Below are 19,497 nucleotides of genomic sequence, written 5' to 3'. Positions count from 1 at the left end.
AGTTTCTTAAAACCTCAAGTCTCGATCGCAATGGTTGACATGATGTGTGACCAAGAATAATGAGTGTTAATCTCAAAAGACGATCGCAAGAACAAGTTGGTAAGTTAGATAGTGGCATACTTTACACAAAGCAAATACTAGCTCAGTAATTATGCCCTAACAAACTCCTGCATAATTTGTATCATAAAAGACACACAAAACTATTTCAATCGAAGAATATTAAAACTTACTTAGATATTAATCTTTTTATGCTACATCTTTCAGAATCCAAAATCCAAAATCTAAAATCCAAAATACCCTTACCTCGTATACCTCATTTAGTCACTTCGTTACCGGGACCAAAAGCTAGAGATATTGTACAACGCGATCGCTCTGTCACTTCCCCTTCCTATACCCGTGACTACCCGTTAGTGGTGGCTCGTGGTGAGGGTTGCATGGTAGAAGATGTCGATGGAAACGTATTTCTAGATATGACAGCTGGTATTGCCGTCACTGCAACAGGGCACTCCCATCCAGAAGTTGTCCGAGCTATTCAAGAGCAAGCAGCCAACCTGTTACATATGTCAGGGACTGATTTTTACTACGAACCTATGGTGGAACTCGCGGAAAAATTAGCTTCTCGTGCGCCCTTTCCACCTGTTGTTGGAGAGGGAACTGGAAAATCTTTTCCTGCTAAAGTGTTTTTTACAAATTCAGGAGCAGAATCTAACGAAGGAGCAATCAAACTCGCTAGATACTACACGGGACGTTCTTTAATTATTGCCTTTTTAGGCGCATTTCACGGACGCACTTATGGGGCAATGTCCTTGACTGGTTCCAAAACGGTACAAAGGGCAAATTTCGGTCCTCTGGTTCCTGGTATAACTCATATTCCTTATGGCACTCACGCTAGCTTGGATTACTTGGAGAAACAGCTATTCCCAACCATGCTCCCTCCTAAAGAGGTAGCAGCAATTGTTGTTGAAGCGATTCAGGGAGAAGGCGGTTATATTGTCCCAGAAGATGGGTTTTTACAGCGAATCAGGGAAATATGCGATCGCCACGGTATCTTGATGGTTGTTGATGAAGTCCAAGCAGGGATGGGGCGTACCGGTCGTCTATTTGCGATCGAGCATTGGGGTGTCATGCCAGATATCATCACCATCGCAAAAGGTATTGCCAGTGGTCTTCCTTTAGGGGCTATTCTTTCGCGCCCTGAAATTATGACTTGGCAACCAGGTTCTCATGCGACAACCTTTGGAGGCAATCCAGTGGCTTGTGCAGCTGCTATTGTCACGCTCAAACTGCTAGAAAACGGTTTGATGGCAAATGCAATTGCCATGGGAGAACTCTTGCAAGCTGGTTTGTATCGGTTGTCGCAACAATTTCCGCAAGTCTCCCCACCACGAGGTAAAGGGTTGATGGTGGCAGTGGATTTGTTAGACCATGAGGGGAATTATAATTCGCCGTTGCGCGATCGCATTGTTCAACAAGCTTTCTTCAAAGGACTATTGTTACTAGGCTGTGGTAAAGCAGCTATTCGCTTCTGTCCACCTTTATTAATCGATGGCAACCAGATTGAAATTGCTCTTGACATTCTTGCTGAAGTGTTAGCTGGAATTTAGCTTAAGAGAAATTTATACACAGTAATTTCTTGAAGTACGCCTTCTGCTCTCGAACTTCTGCCTTTGTGTGAGGTTATCATGAGTTGAAGATACATCCTCAATTCTATGAAACCCGAAATTGCCCATCATCTTTGGGACTTACTCTGGCAAGACTACAGCAACAGGGTTACTTATGCCCGTACCTACGCGCAAATGATCGAGAATGCGGGTGGAACTGTTGCTAATGACCACATTGCTTTTAGATCTTTACGCATGAGTGTAGATAGTCCACAGGGTAGAGTAAACTTAGGGATTAATTACTTAGAACAACTTGTCCAAATTTTAGGTTACGAGGTGGCTGGAGAATACTCTTTTCCTGAAACCTATCTTTATGCCCGTCATTATCGCCATCCCCAACAAGAGGAATTTGATTTACCCAAACTATTTATTAGTGAATTAATTGTGGATGAGTTACCAGAAAATACCGTACAACTCATCCGTCAAACTGTGGCAGGTGTGAATTTACTAAGTTTTCCTGCAATTTTTGATACATTTAGTAATAATACGGAGCGTCTTGTTAAAGAACTCTCAAGAGTCTTTTCTACTCTTTGGCAACCTCCAAAGCGATTTGTAGTAGAAAACGTTAACAAAGTGACCCAGTATGGTGCTTGGGTATTGCTACATGGTTATGCAGTCAACCATTTTACGGCCTACGTTAACCGTCAAAACACTGTAGCCTATCCGGATATTGATACCACTGTCCGTGCTTTAGCTAACTTAGGTGTACCCATGAAAGAGGAAATGGAAGGTGATGCTACCTGCGGATTACGACAAACAGCAACTCAAGCAGTGACTGAAATTGTATCGGTTCTTAATGATTCAACAGATACAGAAATTCAAATTCCTTGGACTTACGCCTATTACGAACTTGCTGAGCGTTACTTGGTAGAAGTGGAACCGGGCAAGCAAGAACTTTTTGATGCTTTTTTAGGAAAGAATGCCCAGCAGTTGTTTGAGATGACAAAGGTAGTTAATGGTTAGTTGTTAGTTGTTAGTTGTTAGTTGTTAGTTGTTAGTTGTTAGTTGTTAGTTGTTAGTTGTTAGTTGTTAGTTGTTAGTGGATAGTTGTTGTCCCACCTACCACCAACCACTAACTAGAAGTACAATTTGACATATCGCGAAAGATCGATATAATGTAAATAGGTATGGATACTAAAGACATATTCAAAGTTCTTTCAAATGAAACTCGGCTCCAAATCCTGCATTGGTTAAAAGAGCCGAATGAGTACTTCCCAGATCAAGATGTAGACCCTTATACTGTAGGAGTCTGTGTTAGTTGCATTCAAAAGAAAACAGGGTTGGCTCAGTCCACTGTATCCCACTATCTATCTATGTTAGAGGCTACGGGGCTAGTAATAGCGACCCGTCAGGGACAATGTACTTACTACCGACGCAATGAAGAGGCATTTTCTAAATTTGCGTCTGTTGTAGCGAAGGAATTGTAAATTTTTACGACTTTTGCTTAGAAGCAGTATTTCTCCCATTGTCTGCAATCTCTTCTATCTGTTTATATCGAATTAGTTCGATATTTACATATTGATAATTACCTTTATCTTATTGCGAATCCGTGTAGGTTTGGTACAGCTATTAACTCACGGTACATTGGAGGAAATGACTATGCTATTCAGCTATTTTGCTTTACTGATTATCGGTATAAGTAGTGTTGGGTTCGGACTTAGAATAACTGAAGAGGTTTATCGCATTGCAGTTGTGTTTGCTGGAGCCATATTGTTATTGATGGGATTTGTTTTAGTGCCATCAGTTGTACAAATAGGAGTTTTATTGCTTCTGCTGGGATTGCATCAGCTATATACTCCACAAAAGATTTTAGGCAGAGTCGTTACGACTACTGAAAAAGCACCTACCAATCAACTTAGCTATAATTCAAATAACATCAACAAATACGCTCAGTTAGAACAGAAACCAATGTAGGGATTTTTAAATAAAAAATGTCCCAAAATTTCTTTATTGTGGTGGGGGCATCCTGTCCGTTATAAGTGTAATTGCGGCTAAGGACGCCCCACACCATATTTCGGGAATAATTTATAATGGCACTGACTCAAAACTACAAGTTAAACCTGATCCAATGGTATCCAGGCCATATTGCCAAGGCGGAAAAAGTACTAAAAGAACATCTCAAGCTTGTAGATGTGGTTCTTGAAGTCCGTGACGCCCGCATTCCTTTGGCAACGCACCATCCTCAAATCAATGAATGGATCGGAAGCAAACCACGGGTGTTGGTACTGAATCGCGTAGATATGCTTTTGCCTCAAGCACGGCAAACGTGGATAGAATGGTTCAAGCAACAAGGCGAAGTTCCCTACTTGACAAATGCCCAGCAAGGCCAAGGAGTTGCTGCAGTGTCAAAAGCGGCGCAAGCCGCTGGCGTGGCAATTAATGAACGTCGGAAAAATCGTGGCATGTTACCCCGCCCAGTACGTGCTGTGGTGATTGGTTTTCCCAACGTAGGCAAATCAGCCTTGATTAACCGTTTGCTAGGACGACGAGTTGTGGAAAGCGCTGCACGCCCTGGTGTAACTCGTCAATTGCGATGGGTGAGGATTTCCGATCAAATAGAATTGTTAGATGCACCTGGTGTGATTCCGAGTAGGTTGGAAAATCAAGAAAATGCTGTAAAGTTAGCTATTTGTGATGACATTGGCGATGCCTCTTACGATACTCAATTGGTATCAGCAGCATTAGTAGATTTACTGAAATATTTGGAAGCTACTGCACCTCATCTATTACCAAAACAACCCTTATACACTCGTTACACCCTCAACCCAGAGCCTTTTACTGGAGAAGCTTATTTACAAGCTTTAGCAGAACATCGATATCAAGGTGATGCAGAACGAACCGCAAGGCAGTTATTAACGGATTTTCGCAAAGGATTACTTGGTGAAATTCTTTTAGAGTTGCCACCGGGTGACGAAACATAAAAGATGAGAACGGACAAACTTTTTTTATGAAGCGTGTTGTGCAACACTATCGGTAACCGATGACTTTTCAGTGATTACCGAGGGTTGCATACAGATTCACTACCGGACCAATAACAACAATAGCAGGTGCTGCAAACTGAGTCGCTTCCACTTGCTCCACAATTGTCCCCAATACACCAATTAACTCTTCTCGATCTGGTCGAGTCCCCCAACGCACCAAAGCAATAGGTGTTTCCAAACTTAACCCAGCTGCTCTCAACTGTTCCACAATATAAGGCAAATTGTGAATGCCCATATAGATCACAATAGTTTCCGAACCGTGAGCGATCGCATTCCAATTGACTGCAGGACGATACTTACCAGCAGACTCATGCCCGGTAACAAAAGTCACTGATGAACTATACAATCGATGGGTTAAAGGAATACCAGCATAAGCAGGAGCCGCAATGCCCGATGTAATACCGGGCACAACCTCAACCGATACACCAGCCTGAAGCAATTCCTCCATCTCCTCGCCACCGCGACCAAATATAAACGGATCGCCCCCTTTCAACCTCACGACAATCGCATTATCCCGCGCCTTATCAATCAACAACTGCGTCGTTTCCTCCTGCAAAAGAGAATGACGCCCCTTTCGCTTACCAGCATCAATCTTCTCAGCTTGAGGATTAATCATTGCCAAAATTGCCGGACTAATCAAAGCATCATAAACAACCACATCCGCACACTCCAGCAAACCCTTTCCCTTCAAAGTCATCAACCCAGGATCTCCCGGTCCTCCACCCACCAAATAAACTTTTCCCAAACTCCTCTTCCCCTCTTCCTTCGCACCCTTCGTGTCTTCGCGGTTCATTTTTCTACCAAATCCCAAATCAAATCAGCTAAATCCGCACTTGCTCCCAAAGGCTCAGCCAATAGAAAACTAACCTCTGGAAACAGTAATTTTAGCTTCTCTTGTGCTCCTGCGATCGCATCTGTTATGCCACCTGCGAATAAGAAATATGGCAAAATCGCAATGCGACGACAACCTGTAGCGATCGACTCCTCTACCCGCGATTCCAAACTTGGCTCATGTGTCCAATAAGCACTGACAGCACCCAAAGACGACGCCATTGCTTCCACTGGTAACTCAGAACCAAGACGACGGCTACCATGCGCCAAAAGAATCTTCCCGTCTACCTCCATAGAAACCAATTGCTTAGCCAACAAAAACTCCAAACCAGGATGACTGCCTAAATATGGTTGTAAATATATCTTAATTCCCTGACCCAAGGACTGTTGTGCCAAAGCAACTTCAACCGGAATATCCTCCATCACGTGAACTCCAGGTAGAAGAAACAACGGCAATATTTTTAAACTGCGACATCCTAAAGCAACAGCATTTTTGCCAAACTTTTTTATTTGTTCGTGTAGAGGTTCGGGATTGAGTTCTAAATATGCTGTACCCACCAAAGATTTATTTGGTAAAACTGCGACATCGCTACTGACAATATTAGGTAAATATTTTTGGATTTTATAGTATAACAGACCCGCTAAGTGCTGCATAGCAATTTTCGGACGTGGATCGTGACTTCCGTGAGACACTAGCAGATATGCTGATGGCATTGGTTAGATCGTAGATGGTAGATAGTGGTTAGTGGTTAGTAGACAGTGGTTAGTGGTTAGTAGTTGAACCATAAACAACTAACAACTAACAACTATCTACTAACCACTAACCAATAATATATTATTTGACTTGAGGATCGGCAATGTAACGGAAAGTTGGCTCTGTATTCCAAGGACCGCGTTCGTCTTTACCATTAGTAGATAAATTGTAGTAAATATCCACAGTGCTATCTGGTTGAATATTACCAAAGAACGGGTCTGTCAATTTACCCAAAGAATCTAGCGCCTTCATAAACATTTGGGTGTGAGAAACTTCCCGTGTGAGAAGGTGAACCAGCGCTTGTTTTGTACCTTCTTCAGGAGCTAATTTAACCAACTCTTCATAGGTTTGACGCGCACCTGCTTCCGCAGCAATGTTAGCTCGTAAATCGCGGACGACATCACCACCTTCATTAACATAGGCGGCTGTCCAAGCTTGTCCCTGACTGTCTAACAAATGCGGTCCTACACCCCGAATAGCAAACAGCGTACTTTTGTAAGCTTCGGTTTGATCGACATTTTTGGTATGAGCTTCGATTAATCTGCCAACCATTTCTAAATGGCTAAACTCTTCGATCGCAATATCTTGCAACATATCGCGAATCCCAGGATGCTCGCAGTGGAAAGATTGCGTCCAATATTGCAATGCAGCTGTTAATTCGCCTGTTGCACCGCCAAATTGTTCTAAAAGCAGTTGAGCAAAACGTGGGTTGGGTTCACTCACTTGAACAGGTTGAATCGTCTCTTTTTTATGCAAGAACACAATGCACGCTCCTTATTTTTCTATTGCTTTATTGCCTTAACTTAAGGAGACACTTCTCTCAATGTGTTTATCGCCTCAAGCAAGAATTTATTTGCACCTAATAAGAATCATAAAGAGACCAATCAATTTCAACCTGTTTCTGTAGAAAGACTTGTGTTTGAAAACAGTTCTCTCTTTGGTTATTTGTCATCGGTCAAGTGACATTGGTCAAGTGTCATTGGTCATTTGGTTACTGGTTACTGCTTCTCCATACGATATGTATAAAATTTATCAAACGCTCCCACTGTCTCAAATTTGTAAGAAGGTACCCAATTGTTGAGCGTTAAGTCAGTGCGGTAAACGCTAAAAATCAAGAAATCTTGTCTTTCTGTTCTGACCGCTATAATTTCTCGTATTTGTGGATTGGCTGCTTCTACCAGTTCTGTGCAATTAAACTTAATAATATTCTCGAAGATATTTGGAGTCTTCTTGCATAAATTGCCTTTCACATATTCCGATAGCTGTTCCACTGCGTACTCTTCATACTGTTCCTGCTTGGGGTTTGTCCTTGCCATTGCTAACCCTATAGTTGCTAGCCCCAAGACTCCCACACACACAATAATGGATAAGACTCTCATTTTCCTAATTGCTAGTAGCTTTAGCGATCAGACTTTAGATTAGCTGCACCCGTTCCTTGAAAAAAAGGATTAGATCGTTTAATATAGTTATGCTACTATATTAAGTATGATGGCGAGCGTAGCCAAGTGGTTAAGGCAGAGGATTGTGGTTCCTCCACTCGTGGGTTCGAGTCCCATCGTTCGCCCTGAAAAAAGCATAAAACTTACTAACTAGAAACGGCAATGGATTAACTATCTGTCTGGAAAGGCAAATAGATATCCATTGCCAAAGTTTTTGGAGTACGATGTAAAGATAAGTTAATCAGATTGCTAATTCTCAAACCCTCCTAAAAAATTCCTAGCAGAAATATGAAAGTTAAACCACATAAGGCAAGAAGAGAAATTATCATTATGTTGCCTATGCTGCGATCGTGAACGGTAGGATGTGATGGTTGGCTCATATGAGTTCAAACCTTATTCAAAACTACGATTGTAATTATAGATAACTAAATAGGAATTTTTTTTTGTAGAATAAGATACTTGATTTTAATTTATGTAAGTTTATTTTCGCAATAATTTAATTCAATGAATTTTTGTTTCATCACTTGAAAAATGAAGAGTTGAAAAGTTCGTTTAATACTTTTAAGATTTCCAAATAAAAAATTTCCCAGAATTTGTGGCGATGCTTGGAGCTTTGCCAAGCCTTATGGTATGAGCATCCTAACTGTTAATCACACAGGGCAAGTGCCACATTTCAGACCCCCGATCTTTCATTTCCCTCAATTAACATATTATTAACTTGATACTTGCTATTTTTTATTAAGAAATAAAAAGTGTCTATGTCTTTAGTTAGAGTGCAAAATACTTCTCAATAAGATTACCGTAAAAATGTAAACTAGTTGAGGGCTAATACTAATTCTATATGACTAATTGTTAATTTCTAAAAAGATTTGCAATGATGTCATAGCTATTAGCTATTAGTTACGACGGTTAAACTGAAATATACAATTATCTCAAGAATTGCCATGTCAGAATTACTTCAAGCCATCTTGGATAGTGAAGAGAAAAATGATTTGCGTTCTTTGATAAGCGAGTTACGCCAGCAAGAAAAAAAATATCTGCTGCGAAACGACATCCTGAGTTTGTACGGCGAATATTGCTCGAAGTACGAAAAGTCAGAACAGTTTTACAGAGCCTCGCACTTGGGTAAGTTAATCTACTATACTCAGGAAGTTATTCAAGAGGAATCCAGTCTCTGTTTTATCATCCGTCCCAAGATAGCTAGCCAAGAAGTCTATCGACTGACAGCAAATTTAAATATTGAACCAATGACAGTCCAGGAACTGTTGGATCTGCGCGATCGCTTGGTCAACAAATACAACCCCAATGAAGGAGACTTGCTGGAGTTGGATTTTGGGCCCTTTTATGACTACTCACCCATCATCCGCGATCCAAAAAATATTGGCAAAGGGGTACAGTTCCTCAACCGATATCTATCTGGTAAGTTATTTGCGGACGCCAAACAAGGGCTGGAATCCTTGTTTTATTTTTTGCGACTCCACCAATACAATGGCGTGCAACTGCTAATTAACGAACGCATTAAGTCACAACAGCAGCTTTCAGACCAAGTTAAGAAAGCGTTGGTTTTTGTGAGCGATCGCCCCAACGAACAACCCTATGAAGAATTCCGGTTTGACCTACAAATAATGGGCTTTGAACCGGGTTGGGGTAACACAGCCATGCGAGTTCGGGAAACTTTAGGCATTCTGGATGAACTTATGGATTCTCCTGACCCCCAAACTCTAGAAGCCTTCATTTCTCGCATCCCAATGATTTTTAGAATCGTGCTCGTGTCCGCCCATGGTTGGTTTGGACAAGAGGGAGTTTTGGGACGCCCCGACACTGGGGGTCAAGTGGTTTACGTTCTGGATCAAGCGAAGAATTTAGAGAAGCAACTGCAAGAAGATGCCATGTTGGCTGGTTTGGGCGGATTGAATGTTAAGCCTAAGGTTATCATTCTTACTCGCTTGATTCCCAATAGTGATGGCACCTTATGCAACCAAAGGCTAGAAAAAGTCTATGACACAGAAAACGCCTGGATACTGCGAGTTCCTTTGCGGGAATTCAATCCCAACATGACTCAGAACTGGATTTCACGGTTTGAGTTTTGGCCCTATGTGGAAACCTTTGCTATTGATGCAGAAAAAGAACTGCGGGCAGAGTTTCAGGGCAGACCCGACCTTATTGTAGGTAATTATACTGACGGTAATTTAATCGCATTTTTGCTATCCCGTCGGTTAGGTGTTACGCAATGTAATATCGCCCACGCGCTAGAAAAATCTAAGTACTTGTTTAGCAACCTCTACTGGCAAGACTTAGAAGATAAGTACCATTTTTCATTGCAATTCACTGCCGATCTGTTGGCAATGAATGCTGCCAATTTTATTATCAGCAGCACTTATCAAGAGATTGTAGGAACTGCAGATAGTGTGGGACAATACGAATCTCTCAAGTGTTTTACGATGCCAGAACTGTATCACGTTGTCAATGGGATTGAACTGTTTAGCCCCAAATTTAACGTCGTACCACCAGGAGTTAATGAAACTTGCTATTTCCCCTACACGCGTACTGAAGACAGAATTGAGAGCGATCGCGCCAGATTAGAAGAAATGCTGTTTACTCTGGAAGATCCAAAGGAAATTTTTGGGACTTTAGACGATCCCAAGAAACGCCCGCTTTTCTCAATGGCGCGTCTTGACCGAATTAAGAACTTGACTGGTTTAGCGCAATGCTTTGGTCAAAACAAAGAATTGCAAGAACATTGCAATCTCATATTAATTGCAGGGAAATTGCGAGTCGAAGAATCAGGCGACAATGAAGAACGCGAAGAGATTGTCAAACTTTACCGGATTATAGAAGAGTACAATCTTCATGGAAAGATTCGTTGGTTGGGAGTGCGCTTAACCAAAAGTGATTCAGGGGAAGTTTACCGAGTGATTGGCGATCGTCAGGGAATATTTGTACAACCCGCTTTATTTGAAGCTTTTGGTTTGACAATTTTAGAATCGATGATTTCGGGATTACCCACTTTTGCAACACAATTTGGGGGTCCATTAGAAATTATTCAAGATAAGGTCAATGGATTTTACATCAACCCAACAAATCTAGAAGAAACAGGTAATAAGATTTTGGAATTTGTCAAGCTTTGTGACCAGAAACCCAATTATTGGATTCAAATTTCACAAAAAGGAATTGAAAGAGTTTACAGCACCTATACATGGAAAATTCATACCTCTAAGCTGTTATCCTTAGCCAGAATTTATGGCTTTTGGAACTTTATTTCCAAAGAAAATCGAGAGGATTTGTTGCGTTATATAGAAGCTTTGTTTTATTTAATTTACAAACCAAGAGCGCAACAACTATTAGAGCAACATAAGTACCGATAGAAATTATGAATTATGAATTGTGAATTCTGAAAAATTTTATAATTCATAATTCATAATTCATAATTCATAATTCATAATTCATTCTGTTAATTCTAACCAAGTTGTTTGTCCAACAATGCCATCTACTGATATACTGCGCTGGTTTTGAAAAGATTTAACAGCCGCTTCTGTTAGCGCACCAAAAAATCCATCAACTTGAACAGCGTAGCCATTGTACGATAACAGTCTTTGTAAAGCTCTAACAGCAATACCCTTATTGCCAAAACTTAAAGTTGGCAAGGCTTGATTAGTATAGTCGTAAGATATAGAAGTCACCACTTGGTAACCACCTCGTTTACCAGTGAATCTTCGCCTGTAACGACGAGAATTGACCGTAAGGTTGTTTTCTGACGCTACTAACGACTCCACAAAAGAAGCCGTCTGAGCTTGATTCACTATATTTTCATTTTCTGTAGTTTGTTTTAATGGGGAGACTTGTGTTGTCTCATCGTATTGCATAAATTCAGGTGGTGTAACTTGAGCGGGTGAAACTATCGGAGATAGCTGGTCTTGATTTGACTCTTCCACGCTGCTCTCTAACTGAAGAAATAGCTGATTTGCTAAACTCAGCAAAGAAAATTGTCCTGTTTGCAATACGCCCGTCATCAGCAGGGCAATATCTGTCATTGTGTCACATTTACGCTAGGCCCATGCTTTATTTGACACATACTATAGCTGTTGTTCCGGAATAAACAGTAATTACAAAATAAAAAATGTAATAATTTTTTCCAAAGATTCCGTAAAAGAGCCTTAGCTGTTAGCTATGCGTATAAATACACAATAGGAGTAAGGAGCCATTTTTCTTTGACTCCTTACCCAAAGTAAATTTGCGTGTTTGATAGCCGATCGCATTTCACGAAACCAATCTGATTTATAATTGGCAAATAAGCGCTCACTAAGCTGTTAATTCCGCCCAAGTTCTGGAACCAACCACGCCATCAGGCCTGAGACCTCGTCCACTTTGAAAAGCCATCACAGCAGATTCTGTGAGAGCACCAAAATTTCCATCAATTCTCACGAAGTAGCCATTGGAAACTAAAAGTCGTTGTAAAACTCTAACAGAATGACCGGAGGAGCCAAACCTTAGAGTTGGTAAACCTGACGCTCGTGCTGACATAAATTGTGCTTCGGATTGTTCCTCAAATTGTTCTTCAACTCTTCCACGTTCACTTTAATTGAAAAACTAATTTGATTTTTTAATTTTAACTATTTTTTAGAGGATTACTCCCTTCCCGCCCAAAGATTACCTATATAAATGAACCGCAAAGACGCCAAGAGCAAGGGAGTAAGAGGATAAGAAGTTCGGTAGTCTTATAGCACCGAAGGGAGTAGCACAACAAAAAATGTTAACGGTTAACGGTTAGTGGTTAGTAGGGGCGCAAGGTTTTGCGTCCCTATTTTATTATGGAGCTACTTGTTGACAAAAATGATTTGCCCAGTTTGCCAACGCTAGCCAAGTAATGGAACCAACGAGCCCATCATCTTTTAAGTTCCGATCGCGTTGGAACTGTTGTACAGCTGCTTCCGTAACTGAACCAAACTTTGAATCAAAACTACTACTGTTTAAGTATCCAAAAGTAATCAATTGTTGCTGTAGCAATCTTACAGCATCACCATTAGTACCTTTTTTTAATTGGGGCAATTTTTGCTCAGCCACGATCTACCTTCCTAAATTTTTTAAAAGTTGACGTTGATTTGCCTCTTCTTCATTGTTAACTACGAGCGGTTAACTGAATTAGGGGCGACACTTGAGAAAACCAAAATCACCCAAAGCCCGCCAAGTTAAGGGACCAACTTTTCCATCAGCAGCCAATTTTATCCCGTTGGTATTTACTGCTGTATACTCTTTTTGGAATTGAACAACAGCTGAGAAAGTGTTGCTACCAAAATTTCCGTCTACTTTCAGTACTGGTATAACGTTTCCATTCCCGATCTTGCTTCTGTAAGCATTTAACAGTTGTTGTAAATATTTCACGGCGTCGCCAGTGTCATTTTGTACTACTTGTGGCAGACCGATAGCAGCACTCGCTTCAACCGAGGCATTAAAATCCGCAGCTTGTGTCATAGTTTACCTTTACGCTTAGTGTTAATGGTTAGTGGTTAGTAGGGGCGCAAAGCCTTGCGCCCGTACAATGATTTAGTAGGAGTGCAACGCTTTACGCCCGTAAAATAATTAGTAGGGGCGCAGAGCCTTGCATCGGTATAGTGGTTAGCGGTCAGTAGGGCGCAAACATTCTTCTTCTGGTGACCCTTGAACCCTAATCCCTAACCCCTAACCCCTAATCCCTTACTGGAACTGTGCACAGGTATTCTTGGTTTGGTTACCTAATGCAGCCCATGTTTGGGGACCGACTTTTCCATCAACTGTCAAATTTTGTTCGCTTTGAAACTCTTTAACAGCAGTCTCTGTTTTATTGCCAAAGATTGCATCAAAGTCACTGTTAGCTAATTTGCCAAAAACGATTAAAAGTTGTTGTAGAAATCTTACAGCTTCTCCAGTGGAGCCATTTTGCAGTGTTGGCAAACTCTTTTGAGCCATGATCTAACCTTCCTGTGTTTGTTTCTGTTTCAATGATGTTCATTCATTAGGAGCGAACCAGCACCAGGTACTTTTAAAATCGCCAGCACCATAGCTATTAATTCATTGGTCACTGGTCACTGGTCACTGGTCACTGGTCACTGTTTACCGACACCGACGATAGGCAAAATCACCCAAAGCACGCCAAGTCAAAGGACCGACTTTTCCATCAACAGGAAAAGTGGGATCGCCAACAATCGCTTTGTATTCTTGTTGAAATCTGACAACAGCAGCGAAAGTGTTACGACCAAAATCTCCATCTTCTTGAAGCGGTGCAGCGTTTCCATCTCCAATCTTGCTTCTAAAAGCGTTGAGAAGTTGTTGGAGCAATTTCACAGCATCACCATTGTCACCTTGTACCACGAGTGGCAAGCTTATGGAGCGAGCAGCAGCCTCAAGCACTGTATTGAAATCGGCAGCTTGTGTCATATTCACCCTCCGTGAATGATTTAAGGTGTAAAATTACTTTTCTATCAATCTAAGGTAGTGTTGCACTCTTCACTCTGACATTACCCATGTAGGGTAATATTCTTCTAGGGAGGAGCAAATGTACCCCCGTTGTTTCGCTTAGCGAGTATTAGGTCTGTTGGTCACTACCAAACAAATACAGTTGTAGCGAAAAGAATACCGATGTGGTGGCTTTTTTAACGTTATCTTTAGGTCTACGCAACCGGAAGGTAGTAAAACGCAAATCCCAGTACGGTATATGCAGCTAATAACAGTATGCCTTCAAGCCAGTTTGACTTTCCATCAGAACTAATGCTATTCGCAATCAACACTGATACAGTTACAGCCACTAATTCAAAGGGATTAAAATTTAAATCCATTGGTTGACCTAATACCCAACCTGCTAAAACTAAGACAGGAGCCACAAACAGGGCTATCTGCATACTCGATCCCACTGCTACCGAAACAGACAAATCCATCTTGTCTTTCATAGCTACTGTGACAGCGGTCGCGTGTTCTGCAGCATTACCAACAATGGGTACAAGAACGATCCCTGTGAATAATCCGGTTAAACCTAACTGGGCTGTGGCTACTTCTAGTGATGCGACTAGCATTTCTGATTCTAATGCGACTAGAATAGTACAGACTAGCAACACACCTGCCCACAACCAAACGTTAGGTTTGCTATGATGCTCTTCTTCCACAGTTTCTGCAACACCCACCTCGTAGAGATAAGCGTGGGTTTTCATGGAAAACAATAATGTTAAAGCATAGACAATCATTAAGACTATGGCAACCGCTAGGGAAAGGTGTTGCAATGTTTGTTCGCTGACTGTCTGAGAACCAAATCTCATGGCTGTTGGCAGCAAAATAGCAATGACTGCCAAATTCATCGAAGATGCATTTACCCTTGCTACAACTGACTGAAATTTCTGTTCCTTGTGACGCAGTCCGCCTAAAAACATTGCAAGACCCATCACTAGCAGTAAGTTCCCAATAATCGATCCCGTGATACTAGCTTTGACAACATCCACTAATCCGGCGTTTAAGGCAACTAGAGCAATAATGAGTTCTGTGGCATTACCAAAAGTGGCATTTAACAATCCTCCTAAGGTAGGACCAACTACGACAGCAATTTCTTCTGTAGCTGTTCCCATCCATGCAGCTAGAGGCAAAATTGCCAAGCAGGCGGTTCCAAAAACTATCAGATCTCCCCACTCCAAGTAATGTGCTGCAAAGGAAACCGGAACAAACAAAGACAAAACGAGAAAAATGATGTTTTTACCTGACATGTGTATTTTGGGTTGAAAAAGTTAACAGAAACGGAGTTAAGGGTTAAGAGTGAAAAATCGCACTTTATGTGTATACGCTATGGCACATCTCCAGTGCCCTCAACTTCTTATTTAGGATACTCCCAACCTTCCACCACAACGGTTCCGAAATTTTACTGTTTCCTTTAAGGAGCTTTATTTGTAAAATAAGATTGCAATATAAGTCGTATTCGCAATCTTTCGTTGCAAAAGTTTCGATGAAGTGCAGAATTTTACAACAAAGATGCGGGTTAATATATTAAAAGACAATTAAGTTTTTAGCACCACCAACGATGAAACCTGCTAACCCCACTTTTATCAATGGTTACTTAATTGGAAGGCTGCTTTCAGCGTGTAAATTTCTCCCACACTTAGGCCGCAAAGAGCGGAGTTAGTTTACATATCATAGTTGCTCTCTTTTCCCCACTGTTATTGCAATGCTAATGCCATAAAGGTTTATAGAAATTTTACTCCTGGACGCAATTGCAAATTTATCTATCCTATTTGGAATCATAACTCCATGACCTCAGCAGCTGAATTGCCAGCTAGTACTGGTACAAATTTGACGCCAAATGAAACTATGAAAAGCACCCAAATGCTTGATCCCCTGAGACAAGCTACGGGCGTTTACGTAACTGTTCATGGGCATTTTTACCAACCACCACGGGAAAACCCTTATTTAGACGCAATTGAGCGTCAACCTGGTGCAGCGCCTTTTCATGATTGGAACGAGCGTATCCACTCCGAGTGCTATCGTCCCAATGCCTTTGCCAGAGTGTTAAATGATAGAGGCGAATTGGTGGGGATCGTTAACAACTATGAGTATCTGAGCTTTAATATCGGACCAACCTTGATGTCATGGTTGGAACGCCATGATGTGGAGGTTTATCAACGCATCTTGGAAGCAGATCGCAAGAGTTGCGAAAGGTTGAACGGGCATGGCAATGCGATCGCGCAAGTATACAACCACATCATCATGCCCCTCGCTAACGAACGGGACAAATACACCCAAATTCGCTGGGGCAAAGAAGACTTCCGCTCTCGCTTTGGGCGCGATCCCGAAGGCGTGTGGTTGGCAGAAACAGCTGTAGACTACGCAACCCTGAAAGCCTTAATTGATGAAGGGATTCGCTTTGTTATACTTGCCCCATCGCAAGCACAGCGCTGTCGTCTCATGCCAACAAAAGATAACCCCAACCCAGAATGGCATGAAGTAGGCGGTAGTCAAATCGATCCCACACGTCCATATCGGTGTTTTTTGAAGGACAGTCATTCCTCTGAAAAACAAAAGACAAATGACAAAGGACTTTTGACCAATGACGAACCATACATAGATATCTTCTTCTATGACGGCCCGATCTCGCGAGATATGGGATTTAGTGATGTTCTGTATAATTCAAGCCATTTGGCAGGACGAATCGGTTCGGCAGTACGCGGGGATCACCGTCCGGCACAATTAATTTCTGTTGCTACAGATGGGGAAACTTTTGGACACCACAAAGGCGGTACGGAGAAAACACTAGCCTACGCATTTACACAAGAATTCACTCACAGAGGTTGGACTGTCACAAACTTTGCCCACTACCTCAGTCTAAATTGTCCTACTTGGGAAGTAGAACTCAAGCCTGTCACAGCGTGGAGTTGTGCTCACGGTGTGGATAGATGGCAAGATGACTGCGGTTGCGGTGGTGGTGGAGCGTGGCATCAAAAATGGCGTCGTCCTTTAAGAGATGCTTTAGATTGGTTGCGCGATCGCCTAATCCAGGTGTATGAGGAATATGGCAGACTCTTGTTCCGCGATCCCTGGTATGCAAGAGATGAATACATAGAGGTGATTCGCGATCGCACTCCCGAAAATGTCACTCGTTTCCTAGCCCGCCATCAAAACCACAAGCTGACAGCAGCCGAACAAGTGGACGCCTTACGCTTGTTAGAAATGCAGCGTCATGCTTTGCTGATGTTCACCAGTTGTGGATGGTTCTTTGAAGAAATCTCGCGCCCGGAAGGAACGCAGATTCTTCGTTATGCTTCCCGTGCGCTAGAACTGGCAGGAGATGTAGCAGGCGTACAATTAGAAAAAGGTTTCATCAAACGTCTTGCTACAGCAATCAGTAATGTTGAATTCTTCAAACATGGTGCGGAAGTTTACCGTCAACTTGTGCTAACAGCCCAAATCAGCTTTAGACAAGTTGCAGCCCACCATGCTATTACTTCGTTATTCAACGGACAACGTTCAACCTTAAGCGACAGGCTACCTACAAACAACGATCGAACTTCAACAGCTAGCGCTTTCCAAAAGAGAGCTTATTGCTACACAGTCAATGAACTAGACTACCAACTCCAAAGAATGGGATCGCTCACTTTGGCAGTGGGGAATTTGAACCTGGTTTCAGAAATCACCTGGGAAAGCGAACATCTAGTGTTTGCAGTTCTTCACCTTGGGGGGTGGGATTTCCATTGTTGTATTCAACCTTTTCAAGGACGCCGTGGTTACAGCCAGTTAAAGGAAAAACTGTTTGGCGCACTGCAACAAGCCAGTGCAGCACATACAATTTTGGCGATGGTGCAATTGTTTGGTGAAGAAGCATTCAACTTGCAGAATCTATTCGCCGAAGAACGCCATCGACTCATGCACTTATTAAGTCAGGAGACCCTGACACGATTGGATCAGCTCTACACACAAACATACAGGGATAATTACGGTGTCTTAATGGCATTCCATCGCGATGGAATTCCCGCACCGCAGGAGTTACAGGTAGCAGCAGAGATATCCTTGGGGTATCGGTGTATGATGACATTGCGTGCATTAGAGCAAGACATATCCGAACCAAAATCCACTTGGAATCATATTTTAGAGTTAGAAGCAATTGCCACAGAAGCCAAACACCTGCATTGTCGGTTGAATATTCCTGAAGGCAAGCAGATGTTAGAGCAAATAATACTCCATTCGCTCTGGCAGCTACTACACGATCCTAGTGGAACCTCAGATGCAGATATCCAATGCTTGGAACGATTGATAGACACGGGATACCAGCTTAATCTTGGTATTTGTCTTGACCGATCCCAGGAACTGTATTTCAGCCGTTTGCACAATCATATTGTGCCGCAGATAGCTATTAAAACGGCAAATCAAGAAAATTTAACTTATAGCCGTCAGTTATTGAAATTAGGGCAAAAGTTGTTAGTTGATGTTAACTATTGGTTAACAAGCAGTAACTAGCGATCGGGAGAGGGCATTGGGCATAGGTCGTGAGTGACATCATGTTAGGATAACTACTGACATTAAGTTTGTAGCTGCGCTTCAGCACGCTAAAGCGCAACTACGAACGAATTATTTTAGCATTCATTAACCGAACGTCCTTATCTCCCTTATGTCCCTTGTCTCCCTTATCCCCCTGTTCTTGGTGGCTACTTATAATCATTCACCATCCAATAAACATTATTAACCACTGCATTTGGTTGATTGTTTGTAACGGTTTCTTCAACTTCAGGTTCATCTGGACAAAAGTCCAATGAAACTTTTATCTCTAAATTTTCCGAGCTTTTTTTGTCTTCAATAGATAGGGTATCATATGCATCGTCATCATCAAGCATAGAAAAATCTTTTTTCTTCATGGTAGAAAAATCTATGATGACTTTGATTTCTAGCTTGCCTTTCTGCTTGCGATTATTATTTGGAATCAAAAGTTCGCATTTGACTCCTTGCTTGAGTGCAAACTTCCACTCTACACGATTAAATATGCCCTGCACATTTTTCTGCTTAAAGTATTTTTTTATAAATGAATTCTTGCAAGACAAATTTAGGTCGTTGCCTTTTGGTTCAAAGTTTTCAATTATGTGATTAACAATTTGAACCGGATTAAATATTTTGTTTTCTAATAGGATAATATCTTCTGTTCCTTCCAATTGTTTAAGTTTGTTGTTTAGCATACTGAGATGACCCTCCTGTTTTTTTACTTGTAACATTTTCGCTCACTGTTAAAAGAGCGAACATTATGAAATCGCTGAAATGCAAAGATGATAATTAATCATCACTTAACATTAAAACATTTGAAAAATCCAGATAGAGATAATAAAACATTATTATCATTC

At 41.6% G+C, this 19,497-nt stretch carries 19 protein-coding genes and 1 tRNA gene; 8 read left to right on the top strand and 12 right to left on the bottom strand.

Going from position 1 to position 19,497, the window contains the following annotated elements; translation table 11 throughout:
* Positions 1 to 248 precede the first annotated feature (248 nt).
* From F7734_RS47675 to ylqF, 5 genes are all read left to right on the top strand, one after another.
* A complete protein-coding gene (locus tag F7734_RS47675; protein WP_155751344.1) occupies positions 249 to 1,604 on the top strand; it encodes an acetyl ornithine aminotransferase family protein in 1,356 nt (451 codons plus the stop codon).
* A gap of 105 nt (positions 1,605 to 1,709) precedes the next feature.
* Positions 1,710 to 2,624 (top strand): DUF1338 domain-containing protein, encoded by a 915-nt coding sequence (locus F7734_RS47670; protein ID WP_155751343.1) that lies wholly within the window; start codon positions 1,710 to 1,712, stop codon positions 2,622 to 2,624.
* 164 nt (positions 2,625 to 2,788) lie between these two features.
* Complete coding sequence (locus F7734_RS47665; RefSeq protein ID WP_155751342.1) at positions 2,789 to 3,088, top strand: helix-turn-helix transcriptional regulator; 300 nt, start codon at positions 2,789 to 2,791, stop codon at positions 3,086 to 3,088.
* A gap of 172 nt (positions 3,089 to 3,260) precedes the next feature.
* Positions 3,261 to 3,575: a hypothetical protein gene (locus F7734_RS64535; protein WP_243147467.1), complete on the top strand. Its 315-nt coding sequence runs from the start codon at positions 3,261 to 3,263 to the stop codon at positions 3,573 to 3,575.
* Positions 3,576 to 3,691: 116 nt separating this feature from the next.
* On the top strand, positions 3,692 to 4,582 hold the full coding sequence (ylqF, locus tag F7734_RS47655; protein WP_155751341.1) for a ribosome biogenesis GTPase YlqF: 891 nt from the start codon (positions 3,692 to 3,694) through the stop codon (positions 4,580 to 4,582).
* 67 nt (positions 4,583 to 4,649) lie between these two features.
* On the opposite strand, the gene cobA is transcribed toward ylqF, so the two are convergent.
* From cobA to F7734_RS47635, 4 genes are all read right to left on the bottom strand, one after another.
* Positions 4,650 to 5,435 (bottom strand): uroporphyrinogen-III C-methyltransferase, encoded by a 786-nt coding sequence (cobA, locus tag F7734_RS47650; RefSeq protein ID WP_155751340.1) that lies wholly within the window; start codon positions 5,433 to 5,435, stop codon positions 4,650 to 4,652.
* Positions 5,432 to 6,187 (bottom strand): sirohydrochlorin chelatase, encoded by a 756-nt coding sequence (locus tag F7734_RS47645; protein ID WP_155751339.1) that lies wholly within the window; start codon positions 6,185 to 6,187, stop codon positions 5,432 to 5,434. The genes cobA and F7734_RS47645 overlap by 4 nt, the downstream gene beginning before the upstream one ends.
* Before the next feature lie 121 nt (positions 6,188 to 6,308).
* The gene (locus F7734_RS47640; protein ID WP_166482603.1) at positions 6,309 to 6,989 is read right to left on the bottom strand and encodes a manganese catalase family protein; all 681 of its coding nucleotides are present in this window, start codon (positions 6,987 to 6,989) and stop codon (positions 6,309 to 6,311) included.
* A 236-nt stretch (positions 6,990 to 7,225) separates the two neighbouring features.
* Positions 7,226 to 7,606, bottom strand: coding sequence for a DUF4359 domain-containing protein (locus F7734_RS47635; RefSeq protein ID WP_155751338.1), 381 nt, complete (start codon positions 7,604 to 7,606; stop codon positions 7,226 to 7,228).
* A 112-nt stretch (positions 7,607 to 7,718) separates the two neighbouring features.
* Between F7734_RS47635 and F7734_RS47630 the strand changes: the two genes are divergently transcribed.
* Positions 7,719 to 7,791, top strand: a tRNA-His gene (locus F7734_RS47630).
* A gap of 819 nt (positions 7,792 to 8,610) precedes the next feature.
* Entirely contained in the window at positions 8,611 to 11,031 is a 2,421-nt protein-coding gene (locus F7734_RS47625) for a sucrose synthase (RefSeq protein ID WP_155751337.1), read from the top strand.
* 78 nt (positions 11,032 to 11,109) lie between these two features.
* On the opposite strand, the gene F7734_RS47620 is transcribed toward F7734_RS47625, so the two are convergent.
* From F7734_RS47620 to cax, 7 genes are all read right to left on the bottom strand, one after another.
* Positions 11,110 to 11,697: a peptidoglycan-binding domain-containing protein gene (locus F7734_RS47620; RefSeq protein WP_155751336.1), complete on the bottom strand. Its 588-nt coding sequence runs from the start codon at positions 11,695 to 11,697 to the stop codon at positions 11,110 to 11,112.
* A gap of 268 nt (positions 11,698 to 11,965) precedes the next feature.
* A complete protein-coding gene (locus F7734_RS47615; RefSeq protein WP_155751335.1) occupies positions 11,966 to 12,187 on the bottom strand; it encodes a peptidoglycan-binding domain-containing protein in 222 nt (73 codons plus the stop codon).
* A 285-nt stretch (positions 12,188 to 12,472) separates the two neighbouring features.
* Positions 12,473 to 12,727 carry a peptidoglycan-binding domain-containing protein gene (locus tag F7734_RS47610; protein ID WP_166482602.1) on the bottom strand — a complete coding sequence of 85 codons (255 nt, stop codon included), beginning with the start codon at positions 12,725 to 12,727 and terminating at the stop codon, positions 12,473 to 12,475.
* A 78-nt stretch (positions 12,728 to 12,805) separates the two neighbouring features.
* Entirely contained in the window at positions 12,806 to 13,135 is a 330-nt protein-coding gene (locus tag F7734_RS47605; RefSeq protein ID WP_155751334.1) for a peptidoglycan-binding domain-containing protein, read from the bottom strand.
* A 222-nt stretch (positions 13,136 to 13,357) separates the two neighbouring features.
* Positions 13,358 to 13,609, bottom strand: coding sequence for a peptidoglycan-binding domain-containing protein (locus tag F7734_RS47600; protein WP_155751333.1), 252 nt, complete (start codon positions 13,607 to 13,609; stop codon positions 13,358 to 13,360).
* Positions 13,610 to 13,753: 144 nt separating this feature from the next.
* The gene (locus F7734_RS47595; RefSeq protein ID WP_155751332.1) at positions 13,754 to 14,077 is read right to left on the bottom strand and encodes a peptidoglycan-binding domain-containing protein; all 324 of its coding nucleotides are present in this window, start codon (positions 14,075 to 14,077) and stop codon (positions 13,754 to 13,756) included.
* A gap of 233 nt (positions 14,078 to 14,310) precedes the next feature.
* Entirely contained in the window at positions 14,311 to 15,387 is a 1,077-nt protein-coding gene (gene cax, locus F7734_RS47590; protein ID WP_155751331.1) for a calcium/proton exchanger, read from the bottom strand.
* A gap of 538 nt (positions 15,388 to 15,925) precedes the next feature.
* On the opposite strand from cax, the gene F7734_RS47585 reads away from it, so the two are divergent.
* Positions 15,926 to 18,625: a DUF3536 domain-containing protein gene (locus F7734_RS47585; RefSeq protein WP_155751330.1), complete on the top strand. Its 2,700-nt coding sequence runs from the start codon at positions 15,926 to 15,928 to the stop codon at positions 18,623 to 18,625.
* A gap of 188 nt (positions 18,626 to 18,813) precedes the next feature.
* Here F7734_RS47585 and F7734_RS47580 read toward each other — a convergent pair whose 3' ends face one another.
* Complete coding sequence (locus F7734_RS47580; protein ID WP_243147466.1) at positions 18,814 to 19,371, bottom strand: KGK domain-containing protein; 558 nt, start codon at positions 19,369 to 19,371, stop codon at positions 18,814 to 18,816.
* Positions 19,372 to 19,497: the final 126 nt, after the last annotated feature.

This window comes from Scytonema sp. UIC 10036, assembly GCF_009725235.1.
Note: the sequence above shows the minus strand (reverse complement) of the source record. Positions and strands in the feature narration are given on the sequence as shown.

Bases quoted from the DNA above. Each gene is read 5' to 3' on its own strand.
- F7734_RS47675 (WP_155751344.1), top strand. From the start codon at position 249: ATGCTACATCTTTCAGAATCCAAAATCCAAAATCTAAAATCCAAAATA.
- F7734_RS47670 (WP_155751343.1), top strand. From the start codon at position 1,710: ATGAAACCCGAAATTGCCCATCATCTTTGGGACTTACTCTGGCAAGAC.
- F7734_RS47665 (WP_155751342.1), top strand. From the start codon at position 2,789: ATGGATACTAAAGACATATTCAAAGTTCTTTCAAATGAAACTCGGCTC.
- F7734_RS64535 (WP_243147467.1), top strand. From the start codon at position 3,261: ATGCTATTCAGCTATTTTGCTTTACTGATTATCGGTATAAGTAGTGTT.
- ylqF (WP_155751341.1), top strand. From the start codon at position 3,692: ATGGCACTGACTCAAAACTACAAGTTAAACCTGATCCAATGGTATCCA.
- cobA (WP_155751340.1), bottom strand. From the start codon at position 5,435: ATGAACCGCGAAGACACGAAGGGTGCGAAGGAAGAGGGGAAGAGGAGT.
- F7734_RS47645 (WP_155751339.1), bottom strand. From the start codon at position 6,187: ATGCCATCAGCATATCTGCTAGTGTCTCACGGAAGTCACGATCCACGT.
- F7734_RS47635 (WP_155751338.1), bottom strand. From the start codon at position 7,606: ATGAGAGTCTTATCCATTATTGTGTGTGTGGGAGTCTTGGGGCTAGCA.
- F7734_RS47625 (WP_155751337.1), top strand. From the start codon at position 8,611: ATGTCAGAATTACTTCAAGCCATCTTGGATAGTGAAGAGAAAAATGAT.
- F7734_RS47620 (WP_155751336.1), bottom strand. From the start codon at position 11,697: ATGACAGATATTGCCCTGCTGATGACGGGCGTATTGCAAACAGGACAA.
- F7734_RS47615 (WP_155751335.1), bottom strand. From the start codon at position 12,187: ATGTCAGCACGAGCGTCAGGTTTACCAACTCTAAGGTTTGGCTCCTCC.
- F7734_RS47605 (WP_155751334.1), bottom strand. From the start codon at position 13,135: ATGACACAAGCTGCGGATTTTAATGCCTCGGTTGAAGCGAGTGCTGCT.
- F7734_RS47600 (WP_155751333.1), bottom strand. From the start codon at position 13,609: ATGGCTCAAAAGAGTTTGCCAACACTGCAAAATGGCTCCACTGGAGAA.
- F7734_RS47595 (WP_155751332.1), bottom strand. From the start codon at position 14,077: ATGACACAAGCTGCCGATTTCAATACAGTGCTTGAGGCTGCTGCTCGC.
- cax (WP_155751331.1), bottom strand. From the start codon at position 15,387: ATGTCAGGTAAAAACATCATTTTTCTCGTTTTGTCTTTGTTTGTTCCG.
- F7734_RS47585 (WP_155751330.1), top strand. From the start codon at position 15,926: ATGACCTCAGCAGCTGAATTGCCAGCTAGTACTGGTACAAATTTGACG.
- F7734_RS47580 (WP_243147466.1), bottom strand. From the start codon at position 19,371: ATGTTACAAGTAAAAAAACAGGAGGGTCATCTCAGTATGCTAAACAAC.